This is a genomic window from Bradyrhizobium sp. Rc2d (genome assembly GCF_900099855.1).
Lineage (GTDB): Bacteria > Pseudomonadota > Alphaproteobacteria > Rhizobiales > Xanthobacteraceae > Bradyrhizobium.
Window position 1 is genome coordinate 142,049 of sequence record NZ_FNCU01000009.1, and the last position, 17,209, is coordinate 159,257.

General features: G+C 58.0%; 15 protein-coding genes and 1 pseudogene. 5 read left to right on the forward strand and 11 right to left on the reverse strand.

Annotation, left to right across the window (positions count from 1 at the left end; all coding sequences use genetic code 11):
- The first annotated feature begins 616 nt into the window (after positions 1-616).
- Both BLV07_RS47510 and BLV07_RS14220 read left to right on the forward strand, forming a co-directional pair.
- A complete protein-coding gene (locus tag BLV07_RS47510; protein ID WP_176945526.1) occupies positions 617-961 on the forward strand; it encodes an adenine nucleotide alpha hydrolase family protein in 345 nt (114 codons plus the stop codon).
- A gap of 368 nt (positions 962-1,329) precedes the next feature.
- A complete protein-coding gene (locus BLV07_RS14220; RefSeq protein ID WP_091886530.1) occupies positions 1,330-2,055 on the forward strand; it encodes a LuxR family transcriptional regulator in 726 nt (241 codons plus the stop codon).
- Between the two features lie 357 nt (positions 2,056-2,412).
- Here the strand turns inward: BLV07_RS14220 and BLV07_RS14225 are convergent, their stop codons facing one another.
- From BLV07_RS14225 to nodD1, 11 genes and pseudogenes are all read right to left on the reverse strand, one after another.
- Positions 2,413-3,138 carry an outer membrane protein gene (locus tag BLV07_RS14225; RefSeq protein WP_091886349.1) on the reverse strand — a complete coding sequence of 242 codons (726 nt, stop codon included), beginning with the start codon at positions 3,136-3,138 and terminating at the stop codon, positions 2,413-2,415.
- A gap of 887 nt (positions 3,139-4,025) precedes the next feature.
- On the reverse strand, positions 4,026-4,271 hold the full coding sequence (locus BLV07_RS14230) for a hypothetical protein (protein ID WP_091886352.1): 246 nt from the start codon (positions 4,269-4,271) through the stop codon (positions 4,026-4,028).
- 84 nt (positions 4,272-4,355) lie between these two features.
- Positions 4,356-4,592, reverse strand: coding sequence for a hypothetical protein (locus tag BLV07_RS46190; protein ID WP_143035419.1), 237 nt, complete (start codon positions 4,590-4,592; stop codon positions 4,356-4,358).
- Positions 4,593-5,344: 752 nt separating this feature from the next.
- A complete protein-coding gene (locus BLV07_RS14240; RefSeq protein ID WP_091886359.1) occupies positions 5,345-5,722 on the reverse strand; it encodes a NolY in 378 nt (125 codons plus the stop codon).
- 2,134 nt (positions 5,723-7,856) lie between these two features.
- A complete protein-coding gene (locus BLV07_RS14245) occupies positions 7,857-8,885 on the reverse strand; it encodes an LLM class flavin-dependent oxidoreductase (RefSeq protein ID WP_091886363.1) in 1,029 nt (342 codons plus the stop codon).
- 180 nt (positions 8,886-9,065) lie between these two features.
- Positions 9,066-9,236, reverse strand: a pseudogene (locus BLV07_RS48800) (IS3 family transposase); the annotation flags it as partial.
- 205 nt (positions 9,237-9,441) lie between these two features.
- A complete protein-coding gene (locus tag BLV07_RS14250; protein WP_091886366.1) occupies positions 9,442-10,554 on the reverse strand; it encodes a branched-chain amino acid ABC transporter substrate-binding protein in 1,113 nt (370 codons plus the stop codon).
- A gap of 335 nt (positions 10,555-10,889) precedes the next feature.
- Positions 10,890-11,603: a MerR family transcriptional regulator gene (locus tag BLV07_RS14255; RefSeq protein ID WP_176945535.1), complete on the reverse strand. Its 714-nt coding sequence runs from the start codon at positions 11,601-11,603 to the stop codon at positions 10,890-10,892.
- Positions 11,604-11,723: 120 nt separating this feature from the next.
- Positions 11,724-12,125, reverse strand: a complete 402-nt coding sequence (locus tag BLV07_RS48805; protein ID WP_244551106.1) for a hypothetical protein — start codon at positions 12,123-12,125, stop codon at positions 11,724-11,726.
- A gap of 381 nt (positions 12,126-12,506) precedes the next feature.
- A complete protein-coding gene (gene nodD2, locus BLV07_RS14265) occupies positions 12,507-13,499 on the reverse strand; it encodes a transcriptional regulator NodD2 (RefSeq protein WP_091886369.1) in 993 nt (330 codons plus the stop codon).
- Between the two features lie 637 nt (positions 13,500-14,136).
- Positions 14,137-15,081: a transcriptional regulator NodD1 gene (gene nodD1, locus BLV07_RS14270; protein ID WP_091886373.1), complete on the reverse strand. Its 945-nt coding sequence runs from the start codon at positions 15,079-15,081 to the stop codon at positions 14,137-14,139.
- A 112-nt stretch (positions 15,082-15,193) separates the two neighbouring features.
- On the opposite strand from nodD1, the gene BLV07_RS14275 reads away from it, so the two are divergent.
- From BLV07_RS14275 to nodB, 3 genes are read left to right on the forward strand one after another with little or no spacing between them, the layout of a single operon-like run.
- Positions 15,194-15,874: a hypothetical protein gene (locus tag BLV07_RS14275; RefSeq protein ID WP_091886538.1), complete on the forward strand. Its 681-nt coding sequence runs from the start codon at positions 15,194-15,196 to the stop codon at positions 15,872-15,874.
- Positions 15,875-15,915: 41 nt separating this feature from the next.
- Positions 15,916-16,548, forward strand: coding sequence for a NodA family N-acyltransferase (locus BLV07_RS14280; RefSeq protein ID WP_091886376.1), 633 nt, complete (start codon positions 15,916-15,918; stop codon positions 16,546-16,548).
- Positions 16,545-17,204 (forward strand): chitooligosaccharide deacetylase NodB, encoded by a 660-nt coding sequence (gene nodB, locus BLV07_RS14285; protein WP_091886379.1) that lies wholly within the window; start codon positions 16,545-16,547, stop codon positions 17,202-17,204. The genes BLV07_RS14280 and nodB overlap by 4 nt, the downstream gene beginning before the upstream one ends.
- Positions 17,205-17,209 lie beyond the last annotated feature (5 nt).

Genomic DNA, 17,209 nt, shown 5'->3' on the forward strand with positions numbered 1-17,209 from the left:
ATCACCATTCGTGCGTGAGGTGCCGGCGCAATTATCTTTCCGCTAGGGGGCGGATTCCGAGCGCTTAACCGGGGATCCGCGCGGCCGGAGGTGCAGTCAGTCCAAGTTCCTTGACGATTGTCATGTGTCGACTGTCCCCATCAATTGCCAAGGTTGGTACTTGACTGGGCTCCGAGAGGGCTGCGCTTGGGGCACCGACGGTTGGACTTGCGGCGGCCGCCGAGAGGAGCTGCACCTTTCTTGGTCTAGGTCAACTCGTGCCGCGGCTCGCACAAATGGCGCTGTCGCCTTTCCTCCCGATGTCATGATTGCTTCAATCCACTTACTTTGCGACCAACCGTCCGCCTTTCAAGCCCTTGTCCCGACGGTTGATTTTCGCGAAATCAACAGTTGGTACGACACTTGCTGGTCTGACCCCGGGTCCTCTCCCTTCTGGAGATGCGCATGCAAAGTGTCCTCTGCATCAAGCAGGTCTCGCGACTGCGCGTATCTCCCATTGCGCGTTGGACGTGGCCGTTTTCTGCCCCTTCGATTCATTTGCGCCGGACCTGGCGGACGGACCCGCTGAGACGCCGGACAATCAGGCGAGGAGTAAGGCTTCGGCTTCGGCTGTTCCGTGTTGCTCATCGATCGCGACCCCGACGCCGTCATAGGGCGGAGGATCAGTCAACGGTTAGCGATGGCAATTCGCAAGATTGGGAAGAAAAATGACGCTCCTGTTGTCTTCGTCGGCAAGCAGAGAATCGATACCGATAACGCGCAGGTCGAGTCCGGCACCGCCAAGCGCATCGGCGTGCTGTACCTTACCTGTATCGCAGAGTTCAGTGCCCAGGATCTCCTCGTGCTCGGCCTTGATACAAAGCGAAGCGTCGCTCGGACAGGACCCTGGTTTCTCGCCATCCAATCTGAACAGAGCCGGGCCTGTAGCCGCTCGTGCTGTTTGGTTCGTCTCGCCAGCTGAGTCGCCAGGGTCCTCGGACCTTCTATCACTGCCAGACCATCAACATGGACGATGGCGCGGCCGATTTGGCCAATGCGTCATCGGCGAGCTGGACCGATCACTTCGCATGTGCAACGGCGCTTCGATTGCTTCAGCCTCGGACCAGGGATGATGGCGGCATCTCGGCTGTTTGACGGGACGATCATGCCGGCGCAGCCAGCGGCAGGGCAACGAATTCGGGAATGGCGTCTGACGCAGCGTGCGGCGCTCAGACGTCACGAAGAACAAACCCAAGAGTTCAGGTCATGGAATGGAATTTGGCTCCGCCTGAAACAAGCGCAATCGAACACATTGACAGGGAGCTCGATCGACGTTCTGAGGCGCCCATCATGGATCTCTTTACCTTCACCGAATGCGCGAACCAGACGCATTCGCTCAGAGCGCTGTTCGAGCTTCTTGTAAGCTGTGCCACCGAGGAAGGGTTCAGTGAAGTCGCTTACGGCGCTCTCAACTTCGTCGAGCCACTTCGGCTGGCGGAGTATCCACCTCCGACTGTGGCTGTGAAGTGGCCGCCAGACTGGTGCGACCGATACTTCAAACGCAAGTACCATACTATCGATCCGGTGGTCCGGCGGACGCCGATGCTTTCGCGGCCGTTTTTGTGGGATCAACTCGCCGACCACTATCAACTTCAACCGGACGAGAGACGCGTACTGGACGAAGCGAGAGAGGCGGGCCTGAAGCATGGCATGAGCGTGCCATTGTTTGGCCCGTTGGGTCGGGTATCCGTGGTGTCGTTTGCATCTGCGTCCGACGATGCTGATCCTCAGGACCGCATCGGTCATCTCAACGCGCTGGCCTGGCAGTTTCACACCGCCTATGGCGACATCGCTCGTCCCTGCAATGATGGTTGCGAAAGAAAAGTTGCACTATCGCAGCGGGAGATCAGTTGCTTGCGGTGGGTGGCAGAGGGGAAATCGTCATGGGAAACTGGGATGATCCTGGAAATCAGCGAGAATACAGTCAATTTTCATATCAAGAATGCGATGCGAAAGCTGGGTGCGACCAGCCGGATTCAAGCGATCGTTATGGCTATGCGCCTCAATGTTCTTTGAGTTCATCGGTCGAATGGAACGAGCACCAACTGCCAAATGTTTGCTTCCAGCTCTGGCGTCAGCATGGCACTTTCGGCGAAATCGCAGATACAACGCTCCTCGAGACAAGCGCTCTCAAACCTCACACTGCGTGAGGTTGTGGAGCTCCATAACCGTCGATGACGTGCCGAATCGACCGACTTGGTGCGCCAGCGTTCGAGTCAGGCGGCGTCGTTCCATCCAGCCGGTGACCCAGCCCTAGACGGGCTCGGGCCTGGTGCTTCGGAAGTCCGGCAGGGATGCCGCGGGGGAGAGGAGCGTCTGAAGGAAGAGCCCCGACCGTGGTCGGGGCCCCCGATTCACGCAGGCGCGTGAAGATCAATATTTGGGAAACGTCTGGCCCAGCTTGTAATTGAGCCGTGCCGTGATGAGATCGACGTCCTGGTGGACGCGATCGGCGCCAACAGCCGGGAAGCTTACGTTGCTGCGCTGCATGAACAAGTGGGTATACTCGACGCCGGCTGACCAATTCGGCGTGAGGCTGACTTCGGCACCGGCGCCCAGCGCGCCACCCCAACGCACATCATTGTTTTTGGCAATCTCGGTGCCAGTAGCCACCGAGCTGACGTGATAGGTGTTGCTGGTCACTGCAGCACCGCCCTTGCCGTAAAGCAGCACGGCATTGAATGCGTAGCCGATATGGCCGGTGAGCAGACCGAACGCATCTGTCTTGGTGCCAATGGTGTCTGCTGGGAAGGCAGTGCTGACATTGGAGCCGCCGAAGTCGGCCCAGTTGCCCTGGCCTTCGATCCCGTAGACCATGTTGAAGATGTGCCAACGATAGCCAATCTGGCCGCCAATGGTGCCGCCAGTCGAATTATGGCAACCCTCGGGCGTGACGCCATTGAAATCCCAGCAGTTGCGGCTCGTTCCCCAGCCGCCATTGACACCGATATAGTAGCCGGACCAATCGATAATCGGGGCTGCGACCGGCAGCGGGGGCGCCTTGACCTTGACGGGCTGCCCGGCCAAGTCCGCGCCGAATGCGGGAGCGGCGGCACTGAGTGCGCCGATGCTTGCGATCAGAATCAGAAAATTCTTCATTCGAGTGTCGTTCCTTTCCATGCCCCCCGGCGCCGTGCGTTTAACAACATGATCGCGAATTGCTGTAACTGCCGCACAACATGTCTTCGAAAGAAATGGGTCCAATCGCACGCCGCGTCAGATTGTGGAGCGCGCAACTTGCCATGCACTGCTCGACCGAAATGCTGCGGCCTGACAGTGGTCGCTTCGCGCAGATCCTTCTTTGGATACGATCCGTTCATGACGGCCTGTGATGCGACGCAATGCTGCGAGATGTTTGGCTCCTCTGTCGCTAACTGGCGCCAAAGGCAGGCTGCGCCAACACGCCCCGTGCATGCTCGCTGTTCAGACAGTTCGGCAAATGAAGACCGCTGATCGAGGACGGTCTCGGGCGCTCAAGCTCATTCTTCCGGCAGGACGGTCGTGCTGCCGCTTGCAATCGTGAGCGATGCGGTGGTGACCGATCACAGGCCTCAATCGCTTTGGCTCCTGACCTATTACAAGTGTAGCACAACGTTCCTCAATCTCTACCGCGATCGAGGGACGTCAAGAAGCCGACGCGGCTGCGCTTGACGAGGCTCTTGCTTGAAGTTGCGCAAGCTCGTGCTGAGCTCAAGGTCAAGAGAGAGAGAGAGAGAGAGAGAGAGAACGGTATTACGCCAGGGAATATTAGCGCGGCTGTCCCGTCTCGTCGCCGACTTGCTCAGGGGGCCAGTTTACTGGTCCCGGGTAACCAGAAGAGCTGCACAGGCAATAGTCGTCGCGAACGTGCTCGTCGTCAGCGGAGCAGAACATGAGTGGAGCAAGGTCAGCTCGACCACGCTCTGACCCGGTTGTTTTCCTGACGCATAAGGTCCCCAAGAGCCTTAACGAAGCCAAACCCATCTGGCAGTAGAGGTGCAAGCGCCTTATTGCTTGGTCGACGGCGCCAACTCAGCCCGCAAGTTGCGTATCGCCTCGTTTGCCAGATTCAAAGTATTCCGTTCGCCGTTCCTTATCGAACACTCAAGAAAAGTGCGCAACCGGCTATGAAGGACCGTTTTGAGATTGTGCGCCAGCAACGGATCCTTCTCGACAAAGCGCCAAGCCTTATCAAATGCGACGCTCACGATAGCATCTGGCGCCTGCACTTGCTCGGATAAGAACTGATCCATCTCAACACTCCTCGAAGTCCTGATACAAGGAAGTACCTTGCCAAAAGCGAACAGAGAGTCTGGCCTGTCCCAGCAAGTAAGACATCAGGGCCCCGGCCCGCTTGCGTATCGAGCTGCTCTCGGCGCTTCAATGAAGCCTATATAGATGTTTGTTGAAGTTCCGATGACCGAACGTCGTATTGCCATGCGCAATTCGAATAATTCTGAAACGGGTGAAGCGAGCACGCGTTGTTCGCGCGATTCGTAGCCGCAGTGCTCTTGTTGCTTGGCATCGGTCAATAGTTGTGGCTCATCTTCCTGCAATCGGAAGATCGGCGCCATGCCAATCACGACTAGAGCTGAACATGATGAAAACGGACCGTTCAGCTCCTTTCGCAGTCTCAAGCTAACAAGCGCTCTAATCGCAACTGCTTGTCATGTCGTTTCTGGAATCCTGTGGCGTTTTCCGAACGCGGCTTGTTCGCTTTCTGACATGTGTCCGCGGCCCGTCGTCCTGTTGCTCGACCCGGCGCGTGGCCTCCTGCTCTCGGTGCGAGTTTTGCTCCAGGTGAGTCGCACTAGAGAAGGGAGCGAGATGCAGCGGCAATTGCGATGCTCTCTTGCCGAATTCGCTGTCGTCCGGCAAAGGAATGTGGGTGCCATTCGTTGCGCGTTTGTAGGAGACAATGCCGCAACGAGGGCCGAACGCATTGAGGGATCACAAGTGGTGATAGACGTGCGATGTCTCGCACGCATGTGTTGGGTTGCGCTTTCCCCCGCTATCAGCCCTTGGAGTTGGCCGCAGGCGTTTTAGACACCATAGCTATCAGGTACTCGAAGAACAGCAAGGTCTAGCTGGATCGAATGAAACTGTGTCATCTCCGGCGCGAGGTGGTTTAATAGGGCGAGCCTGCTTTCGAGCATGGTGGCGAACAGTTGCGATATGGAAAAGCCAGCGGAACCGGCGCGCTTACGGGACGGTGAGCCCATAAACGCCAAGTCGTCGATCCCTGGTGCGTTCGGCCGTAGCAGTCAGCCCAGCGATAAACGTTCGATAAGCGCGCCATCAACCGCAGAAAAAGCCAAATGAAATCTCAGTCCGCTGCTGCACGTGACAGAATTAGCTTGGCGATCTTCATTTGGTTGGCGGGAGTTCGCAGCTCTGCCGGTAATGCCGCTACGGCCTGATCGAGAAGGCGTCCCAAAACCTGGAGGTCTTCTGGGTGGTAAACGCCACGGTCTCGCGACAGCCGCGCTGTTCGCAGGTCGCCGGTGCGGCCACCGGTTCTCGTATCGCCGAGTTGGCCGAGCTCCAGTTCTGCCGTAATCATTTGGTTCGTGAGTGCGTTAAGCAGTCGGATCGCTTCGAGCTCGTTGCCTTCTTCGCGTATGAGGGCGGCCACGATGTCAAGTTGCACGTCGATGCGATCCTCGAGGTCCTGTATGCGTGAATTGGAAGGGTCAAGTTCCACTGTGTTGCTCCAAGTTAAATGCAGGGCAGTAACGGTTGTGTCGTGCTTCCCCGTTCGCGAGACGGCAGACGCGGCGCTAGAACGAATGGCTGCTGCACAAGGCAAGGTGCGCACGCATGGTCGCCGAAGGGAGAGGGTGGCAGGCATGTGCCGCGAAAGGACCGCCAAGGCGGAATCGAGGGGATAGAACGCTGCGAACAGCGTTGTAGATGGCCCGTCATTTGATTGGACCGTCGAGCCGGTCCAGCGCGTCGGGTAGTGGCAGTGACTCCAGCCAGCGGGGACACCGCTGATGACGCAAGTCGAGAAGCGCCGCCCGAACTGCTGCGGGATCGCTTGCCGCGTGTCATAGCGATCCAGACGTAACCAGAGGCCTTGCCAGGCAGAGTGCCATACGGAGCGCTTGGCGCTGGACGAAGCTGTTGCTGAAGATGCGCCGTTAGCTGGTCCAGACCGGTCTCCTCATCATGCCAGACAATGATGTCCCAGTCCATGCCAGGCAACCCAGAAATAACATCCGCTACATACGTCTGCGGTTTCTCTCTGCATTCGTTGACAGGCCATGCCTGGCACGCTGAGGGTGCGGATGGGCTCCTGGAAGCTGCGCGCGCTAAGATACAAGACCGGCAGATCGCGCACGTCCACGCCTCGTTCCGATAATGATGTAAGGATTGCTGACAAGGCATAACCGCATCGGGATATGGTCGAAGAGCGCCGGCGCATAGAATGAGATGAGGTAGCGTCAGTCTGGAGGAAGTGGTTGAGGGTGCCGCCCGCCGACGAAGGCCGAGGACGCAAGCAGAGTGAGAATCCACGATCACACGACGTACGGGGGTGGGCAGTAAGATCGCGTGGCTGGTCTCATCACACGGATCGACATCAGTGCCCCGTCCTGGCCGTAGGATACGTGTCTTGCACTTAGCGCAGTCAGATAGCTGACCGCACTGCTTTGCTTGAAGGCCGCGACAGCGGCGGATTGTCGACGCTGCCCGCCTGGTGAGGGCGAAAAGTCCAGCCCGCACCGGTGGAGCGGGCAGTTCGCCTGCCCGAACTCTATGCAGCGCACGCATTTACCCTGGCCAAGCAGTGTGAGAGCCGATCTTCTTGGAGGGCTTAGTATGATGGCAAAGGGGGAGGCGACAACGCGATAGATTGCCGCGCCAGACGTTGCGGCTGGCCATCCGACCGCATCTGCGCCGCACGTGCGTCGATTTCAAAGATTGAGGGGTGTCGTTGGGGATGCAGCCAGGAAAAGCTTGGATTGGCCTGCGACTATGCTGAAAGCAAGAAGGATCCATTGTCACACGACATTCGTGAAATGTGCTTTCCGGAAACCGGGCGATCGACTTATGGGGTATTTGGCTGAAATTGGTAAAATCGAAAGTGTTGATGGGATGCATCGAGTTCGTGGATAGCGCACGCGAGTAATCTCACCGCCTACATCGAAAGCGGATCAATTAGTTTTTTCCCGCCGTCTTGGTTCAGTGAGCTTAAGAGCTTTCAGGCGAGACTGCTGATTCGTTGATGACAGGCCGTGATTGAGAAAACAAAAGGTCGCAGCGGTGCCCCCTCGAATACCTTTAAATTGGACCCCCAGATGTCACGAAGTTCCAAACTCCTCGATCGCCGCAAGCCGAAGAGAAGGCCATGGAATCTCGACGGCGACTATCCACCAGCTCCGGCCTCCCGCAGATGCAGGATGACCCTGAGCAATCGCGGGCCTTCATTGAAAAGGCCCGCGAGATCGAAGAGGACGAAGAGCGTTCGGCTAGGTTGACAGTCCCCTTCATCCGACCACCTTCCTCGATGTAGGTGCCACTATAGCGAGGTTCCCAGCGTCGATTCCGACAATCTTGCCGTTGCCGACGTAGACGGCACCGCCGCCAGTTCCGCCCATGCCGACAAAGTTCATTGCGTAAAGCGCGCTCACAACGAAGAATTCCCTTCAGCAGAGCTTCATGTGTCGAAGCAAGTAAGAAGCGCAGCCCGAAAGATTGACCGGTTGATCGCTGCCATTGAGGCTGACCATCGCCTTTGCGCCCAGGGCAAGCGACGACCAAAATCGCAACCAGCTTCGGATATAATCTCAGCGCGTCGGTCTACTTGCCAAATGTATGATTCCCCAATCTAGACATTATCCGGCAAAACTATCGAGAATTTCAGCTTTGATTGCTGTTGCGGTGTACAGGGAAGTCTCCAGCGGAAGGTTTCCGAATGCAAGCTGGCAAAGCAGGTAGTTGGCACCTGCCTCTTCCATCTGGTTAAGAAGGAGCTGTCGGACGGAAGCTGGCGTTCCGACGACGCACAATTCGCTCTCAAGCGCTGCATCGAAGGTCAGCGGGAGGGCGGGCGGTGTCGGAATGGCATTCAGCTCGTAAAGAAACTTGAAGCTCTCCAGCCATCGTCGATACGCAGTTTCGGCCGCCGCATGAGCGTCCTGGTCAGATTTCGCAATCACAACCATGCGGACCAGCCCGAGAAATGGCTCGCGACCGTGGGCGGTTGTATTGTGCGCTCGATGGGAGCGGTAGGCATCCGTAACGCTCCGGACAACACAGGCGCGGCCTATGCACGCCAGATTGACGCCATTTGCAGCGGCCCACTGCGCCGTTTCGACCCGATTGCTCGCGATCCAGGTCGGCGGATATGGACGTTGATGAGGCCTCAAGGTTAAGGGTATGTCCTTCAGCTCAAAGTGGTGTCCCTGATAAGATAGCGTATGCCCCTTCAGCGCAATATTCAGGATTTCGCTGGCTTCCGTATAACGGCTTGGTACGGCGTCTGCACTGATGCCGAAATAGCTCCATTCAATCGGCTGGGAGCCGCGGCCTATCCCGAGCTCGAGCCTGCCGCCGCTCAATTGGTCAAGCATGCAGATCTCTTCGAATGCGCGCAATGGATGATAAAGGTTGAGCAAAAGGACGAGCGGACCGAAGCGTAATCGCCGGGTGCGCTGCGCGACGCTTGATAGAAACAGGTTCGGCGAGGGCCCTCTGCCATGAGGTGTGCAGTGGTGTTCGGCCAGGTGATAAGCGTAGAAGCCGAGGGAATCGCAGACCTCCGCCAGCTTGAGACGATCTTCATATTGTCGTGCGGCATCTCGGCCGTCGTCATCCAAATGGTCGAAAATGCCGCACGTTAGTCTTGAAAGGCCACTCTTCACTCGATCAATCTCCGATTATGGGCTAGGTGGCGAGTCCTGGTTGCTTCATGCCGTCGCGCTCAAAGAGGTCTCGTTCGTCATTTGACCGCTTAGGGCGTTTCCTTTTGGGTGCGTGGATCTGATTGCACGGTGTGATTGGCTCACGAGAATGCGCAGATGGCGGCCCGGCCGTTACTTTGACTGGCGAAGCGCCTCCACACCAAGCATGTGCTCGACCAGAAGCATCGATAGCTTGGCGTTCTCCTCTTCCTGGGCCTTCAACCGCTTGGCCGCAGAAACGTCCATGCCGCCAAACCTGGCACAATTGTAGATGGCCGCTTCAGAAATGCTGTGCCTGCCTGCCAGATCAGCTCGGTACGGCTACTATTTGTCTATCGTCAGACGTAGCGCCTCCTTCAGGTCGACATCGGGTAGGTCTGCGAGCGCTGCAGCGAACGCTAAAAACGCTCCAAAAGCTGCAAGTATAAGAGAGCTTGCGAGTATCGCTGCTCCAACGTCATGAGGGCGTCTCATCATCCGTGTCACTTTGAGTTTGGGGAGACGGCGTTGATGCCGATCAGTTCTGCTGGACAGTTTCAACACGGCCGTCGCGCCAGCGGTAAACCAGAAAACCAGGAGCCGCGTTGTCTCCCTTTGTATCGAACCGGACTGGGCCAATCACGGTGTCGATCGGCCGTGAACGAAGTGCACTGGCGACGCGCGCAGCATTGAAGGAGCCGGTCCGGTTCACCGCTTCTGCCCATGCTTGCACGGCTGCATAGGCGTAAAGCGTGTAGCCTTCAGGGGACAGGTTGGAAGCTTGGAGTCCGGCTACCACGCCGGCCGCATTGGCATTCCTGGCGGGGTCCGGCATGAAGGTAAACAATGTGTCATTCCCAGCGCTGCTGGTAATGGCCCAGAATTCAGAGGTCATCAACGGATCGTTCGCCATGACGATGAGTCCCGCTCCTGCTTCTGATGCCTGGCGTACAAACAATCCGATTTCGGTATGATAGCCGCCGATATAGGCAACGCGCACCCGATCCTTCTTCATTCTTGAGACCAGCGCCCTGTAATCCTTTTCACCGGCTACATAGCTTTGCCGAATGACTTGTTCACCGAATCCCTGAAGCTGTGCCTCAACCACGTCGGCAATACCCTTGCCTGCAGTGCTCTTGTCGTCGAGCACCGCGATCTTGTGGTTAGGATAGTTCCTGTGAATGTACTCAGCGGCAACGGTGCCCTGTTGGTCGTCGCGGCCGCAGATCCGAAAGACAGTCTCAAGGCCGCGCTCTGTTAGCTGAGGATTGGACGAGCCAGGTGACAGCTGAACGATGCCTGCTTCGGCGTAGATGTCGGAGGCCGGGATCGACGAAGAGGAACAAAAATGGCCAACGACCAACCGAACCCGCTCTGTTGTGAGCTTATTCGCGACCGCGACAGCTTGCTTCGGGTCGCAGGCATCGTCGGCGACACTCAATATCACCTTGGTATCGGGAAGTAGGCCCGAAGCATTCAATGCCTCGACCGCCGCAGCCGCACCAACGCGCATTTGCGCGCCGAACGCAGCGCTGCTTCCGCTCATTGGGCCAGCCACGGCAATATTGACCTCGGAGCCGCGCGCAGCCGAGGCGAGGGCGCAGAAGAGAAGCGCTGCACTCGCAGCAGAAGCGTAACGCCCATTTAACATTGTAGAGCTCCCAATGCTCACCTGAAGTGAACCGCAAGCAGCTGTGATCAGACGTGCCTGCAGGTCGAAGCCGCCTGCCAAGCGAAGCGTGCGTTAAGTCGGCCAGATGCGACCACGGTAGAGCCTACAATTTGACGTTACGTGCGGTTCAAGCCCCTTCTGAAGGGAGCCTCGATCAATGCGTCAGGGAGCGCAGGTCGGAGAGGCGATGACGATCTGTCAAGTGACCGTAAAACTGTCGACCCGCATCAGAGCCGCCGATCAACCAAGCGTCATCGCTTTTTCAGCTTGCCAAGGCCGATCGGCAATCCTGTGCGGAGCCAGCCATGAGGACATCAGTCCGGCTGATCCTCCAACCCGCCAAGGGCGAGATCGAGATATTGCATGAGGCAGGGATCCCAACCAGCCAGACTACGGGGGGCGCTTAATCGTGCAAGTACCTTCAGAATCATCGAAACGCGTGAATCGGCCCCGGCGATTTCGCTGATCAGCAAGCGTGCTGCAGTTGCGACGGCCTTTGCCCGCTCGCCGCAAGGGTGCTCGCCCCGATCCATACAATCACGCAGGTCGTCGCGGATCCGCCGCCACCGCTCCTCGCGATCTGCAGCTGACTTGCAGGTGCATCGGGACGTCTGACTACGCGTCTCGACCCGCGACATCGCATTCAGGGTGGCAGGCAGCTCATCCACACTGACCTGGCTCTCGCTGTCGATGGTCATGTTGCGCAAACGGTCGCGCAGCAGAGTTGCTCGAGCGACTTGAAGTTCTATCCGCTCTAGATGTTTGCGCAGCAGGTCGATGAGTGAGGTCGAGCCCTCCATAGCTTTGCGGATCTCGACAAGGGAGAAGCCAAGCTCACGTAGCGCGCGAATCTGGTGAACCCGCTGCACGCTTTCACGGTCGTACATCCGGTGGCCGCCGTCAGTACGCTCTGAGGCTGCTAGGAGCCCCGTGTGTTCATAATGATGCAGCGTGCGTACCGTTACTCCGGTCGCCTCTGCAAGTTCGCCAATGCGCCATCGACGCCTTCGTGGTGTAGCTTTGCTCATGTTGTTCAATTTAAAGCCTACAACCTGACGTCACGTATGATTCAAGCTATTTCAAAGCTCTAGCTGGATCGTCTTCCATTCCAGCGCGAGAATGGTGACTATCCTCAGAATGCCGGGGGATCAACCCTGAGAGGAAATGGTGATCAACAAGTTCGTCAGGCATGCCACTGCCAGCCGCGGTACGCTCCAGGATGAGTTTGGCGATTGCTGTGCGATTTTCCGGATTTCGCATCGATGGGGGTAGCGCAGTGACCGCGCCATCATAAAGGCTTCCCAGGACGCTTCCGGATCGAACACCCCGCTGCATTGCTCCAACGTCAGCTCCTTGTTTGTCGTTGCGTCAGGGCAGCGCACGTCGTCAAGACGTTTGGCTGCGGTAGGGCCAAAAGAAGTCAGACCGGCGGCGCACAGCGACGAGGGTGCGATGTACTCCAGGGTGATGCGACAGGGCAACACGCGTGCGAGTTGCTTGCTTCGACAGCGCAAGAGATCGTGGTCATATGCATGATCGATGACCACCACGCTCACTGTGGATGGTGGTACGACTCCGAAGCAGCCGAATCGTCTCCCTCATCGGGAGCCACTACTGATTCGGAGAGTTGACGACGACAGTCCCCGTGCCGATCCTAGCTGTATCGAGCCAGGTGCGCACGGCGGCCGGGGTTGCAACGCAAGGCCTGGCTTGGCAGTGAACGCGTCGCTCCGTCCCTGTCTCTAAAACCAGGCCAACAGTCTGAGCCGCCGCTCGCATGTCGAGCCTAATGCCAACATGCGAAAGAGCGACACAACGTCGTCATGATAGCCGTCCGCTGCGAGGACCTATATCCAGCGACAATGAGTTCGAGCGAGCGAGCCTGAATTGTGTGCGTTGAGACATGAGGTTCGCAGCCGTTGCGAACGTCCTTACGACAAAGGCGAGACAGATCGTGCGAAATCTCCGGCAGTATCCGCTCGTTCCGAAGTGCAGATGATGGAGGGCTCTTGTGCAGTTGCCATGCGGGTGGCCTCCTGCAACAATATCTCTCGCATCCAGAGGCTTTCCGGGTCGCTGTTGTGAAGCACGGGCCATTGGACTGCCTCAGTGAAGGCGGGGAATGGCTGCGGAAGCTCGGCAATCCGAAGGGGCATCGTTCTTTGGAAATGCTTTACGAGCCCTAATGGCATCGTCCCTATGCGGTTCGTGTCTACCAGCAGGGGCGGGATCATGCTGAAGCTCTGCACGAGAATGTCGATGCGCCGATTGAGGCCGAGATCGAGTAAAAAGGATTCCTCGATCGGCGTCTTGCGCGCAGCTCCGAGCTTAACCGCAACGTGGCCCATCGACATATACCGATCAAATGTAAGCCGCGGCAGTAGGTGGCTGTTCGTGCAGCAGCCTACGCAGACGAGTCTCTCCTCGAATAGGGCCGCCCTGGGGTGCGCGCTGGACATGAATAATTCCGGCAGGATAACAAAATCGACTTCGCCGCGGCGGAGAAGCTCATCGTGCTCATCGGTGAGCGCCACAAGTTCGAAGCTGACGGCGGGTGCTTCTCGCGCGACGCGCTCCACGACATTTCGGAAGAATACGACTGTTATGAAATCAGAAAGGCCGATCCGGAATCGCCGATTCGATCGAGCTGGGTCGAACACGTCCCGCGCCATAATTGAGAGCTCAATGTGCATTAGAGCCTCGCGCACAGGAGCTGCGAGTCCTTCCGCGCGTGAGGTCGGGACAAGTTCCCGCCCCCTCATCCCAAACAGCTCATCACGGAAATAGGAGCGCAGCCGGGCAACGGCTGCGCTCATGGCCGGCTGACTGAGGTTAATCTTGCGTGCCGCTGCGGTGAGGTTGCGCTCGGTCATTAGAGCATCCAGTGCGACGAGAAGATTTAGATCTAGACCTTTGAAACGCATTCTTCTTATCCGGCACAAACGTCCTTGCAGCGCATACGACGAGCGGCGACGGCTGCGTCTGAAGCGGTCCTATTGGCTCGCCGAATGGACTTCTGTTCCATCGTGCGATCGCGTAAAGACGCTCGCGAAGTGACCGCAAGAATGGAGAGCAACGCGGTAGGCCGATCAGCAGCGGCCGGAAACCGTCAGGAGTCCCGAAGCTGATCGGTCTCGCCGCTTCCGGCAGGCCCGGTCAGTTCGTTAATGGCAGATCAACCCCAGTGTCCGGCCAGCGCCGTGAGTTCGCCAAGGCGCCCCGTCGACGGCCGCGTAGCGCAGCGTTAGTCACGGCGATTAACCTACAACCTGACGCAGTGTGCGGTTCAAGCGGTTTTATCGGGCAAGCTAAACATTATTGTGCTGGAGGAGGCGTGTTCTGCCGCGTAGTGCCTGGCCTCACCTGTTTGCAGTGCAAGCGCATCCGACCACACCTGCGAGGTCACCACGCTCACAACTCGGCAAGTCTTTGCGACCGATCGCCGCATCGAGGCGGTCTCTGGCAGCTTCGCCCCAGAGACGTTGAAGTGACGAAAGGGGCCGAGCACGTCGAAGGAGTTATAGCGTATTTGAAACGTTCCGAGCGCGGCTTATGGCGAGCCTAGCAGCGCCGGCGAGTTGGAGGCTCCTGATGCCCAGATGCCATGTTGGACGCCTCCTCCAGCAATATCCGCCGCATCCAAATGCTCGCCGGGTCGGTATTGTGAAACGCAGGCCACTGCAAAGCCTCGGTGAATGTGGGCAGGGGAAGCGGTGGCTCGACGATCCGCAGTGGCATCCGCTTTTCGAAGTGTCTGGCGAGCCGTAAGGGCATCGTGCCGATCCGGCCCGTGTCCAACAATATGGGCGGAATCAGGCTAAAGCCCTGCACAACGACTTCAATGCGTCTCTTGAGGCCGTGCTCAAGCAAAAACCATTCTTCTAGGTTTGGTCTCAGGGCTCGTCCGAACTTGGCCGTAACATGCCCCATCGAAATGTATTTTTCGAACGTAAGCTGCCGCGATAGCTGCTTGTTCGCGCGGCATCCCACGCATACGAGGGTCTCCTCGAACAGCGTCGCCTTAGGGTGCGCGCTCGACATGAACAATTCCGGCAGAATGAGAAAGTCGACCTCGCCGCGGCGGAGCAGCTCATCGGGTTCATCGGAAAAGGGCAGCAATTCGAACCGCACCGCGGGAGCTTCCTGCGCAACACGGTCCACGATTCTCCGAAAAAAGACGATTGTCATGAAGTCGGAGAGAATGACCCTGAAGCGTCGGCTCGACTGAGTCGGGTCGAATGCGTCCCGTGATATGATCGAGAGTTGGATGTGCAGCAGGGCCTCGCGAACCGGACCTGCAAGCGCCTCCGCGCCAGGTGTCGGGACGAGCTCGCGACCTCTCATGGTAAATAGTTCATCGCGGAAATAGGTGCGCAGCCGCGCGATCGCAGCGCTCATAGCGGGCTGGCTCAGGTTAATTTTGCGCGCCGCCGCTGTGAGGTTGCGCTCCGTCATCAGAGCATCGAGCGCAACGAGAAGATTTAGATCAAGTCCCTTGAACCGCATGTTGTGAGTCTATCCATCGTGTGGATGTGTTCTATCGAAACAATCGATTTTACCAAACTGCGGGATGTTGGATAGCAAACATCAGTTTGGAAAAGTAATCAGGCATACCACGATGGCTGCTGGTCGCTCCCGCGGGCTCAGAGAAAAACTTCTGGACGTGCGAGCAGCACGCCGCATCCGTTTCGAGGGCGGCTATGGGCGCGCCGTGCGAGCCGCGTCGATTCTTCTCAGCGCGAAGCTCGCTCAATGGGACACCAGGCGGATCCCGATAAACCTTGGTTTGCGTATTCCATCCGTTTCCATATTGGAGGTTTACTCGCGTACACTTGAGAGCGCGTTCAGCCTCATTCTAGTGTCGCGAAATAGCGGCAGGCGCAGATTGCGGATGCCAAGCATTTCAGGCGAGTCTCCAAATGGCTCGCCTGTTCACCGCATTCAGGGCGTGTCGAAGATGCATAAGAACCAGTTTGATCTGATGCCGCTCCGATGCGCCATCGATGAGGCCCCGCGCATCGATGGCCTGCCTTCAGACGTCAAAACGTCGACCGCGATGCTGGACGAGGCGGAAAACTTCGGTGGTGCAGACAGATTCTGGCTAGCCGAATCGCTTCGTCGGCATCTTCCGGCCTATCGCGCGCAGGGCATTGGTCGGGTGACGACGCGAACCATGCGATCGCTTCATCGCGAGAGAAGGCGCGAGGCGCGGTGCAGGCGAGGGGTGCCGAGCTCCGACGGGGCATGGCAGCGCATTTCAGTGTGGATCGGCGCTTTGGCGGGTAGCGAGTTCACGTGACCACCTCCGCTCTTAATTCCACTGGCGCAAGGAAGCCCGCCATGAACATTGCCGTATCCCGGACTGCGGAAGCTCCTTCTGCACGCGCTCAAGTGCAGTGGAGCCGTCGCTGGGAAAACGAATTGCAGCTCACCGATCATGCCGAACTCGCCGAGTTCTTCCGCAAGAGTTACGGGCCGACCGGTGCGTTCAATGCGCAGCCATTTGAGGGCAACCGAAGTTGGGCCGGGGCGAGGCCTGAGGTCCGCATTATCGGTTACGACGCGCGCGGGGTAGCCGCTCATGTCGGGCTACTACGCCGCTTCATCAAGATTGGCGGGGTCGATCTACTCGTTGCCGAACTGGGGTTATATGCGGTGCGTCCGGATCTCGAAGGGCTGGGAATCAGCCACGCAATGCGCGTGACGTATCCGATACTGCAGGAGCTTGGGGTTCCATTCGGCTTCGGTACGGTTCGGCCTGCGCTTGAGAAACATATGACCCGACTGGTCCAAAGGCAGGGGCTCGCCACCCTCATGTCTGGCATTCGCGTCCGCTCCACGCATCCGGATGTCTATCCCAGTTTGTCACCGATCCGCATCGAAGACGTGATCGTGGTCGTTTTCCCGGTTGGACGCTCGATAAGCGAGTGGCCGGCAGGGACGATCATCGATCGGAACGGGCCTGAGCTGTGAAAGCGCTTTTCCCCCTATCTGCTGTCCGCTGCGACTACGCTGACGTGAGCGGAAGTCGCCCTGTCTATTTGACCTTTGACGATGGGCCAAATCCATTTTGCACGCCAGAGGTGCTCGATGTGCTGGCGCAACATCGGGTTCCGGCGACGTTCTTCGTGATCGGCACGTACGCGGCCGACCAACCTGAACTCATTCGACGAATGATTGCGGAAGGGCATGAGGTTGCGAACCACACGATGACGCATCCAGATCTATCCAGATGCGGACCTGCGGAGGTGCACGATGAAGTGCTGACGGCGAGCGAGGCGATCCGTTTGGCGTGCCCACAGGCCTCGCCCAGGCACATGCGAGCACCTTACGGCATATGGACACAAGAGGTGCTCGCTATGTCAGCGAGCGCTGGTCTCACAGCTGTGCACTGGTCGGTCGATCCGAGAGATTGGTCCCGCCCCGGGGTCGATAGAATTGTGAATTCAGTACTGGCGAGCGTTCGCCCGGGTGCAATCGTGCTCCTGCACGACGGATATCCTCCCGATGAGGAGAGACTGTGCACTGATGCCACGCTGCGTGATCAGACCACGATGGCGCTGTCATATCTGATTCCGGCATTACAACGGCGCGGGTTTGTAATCCGTCCACTTCCTCAACTTCACTGAACAAA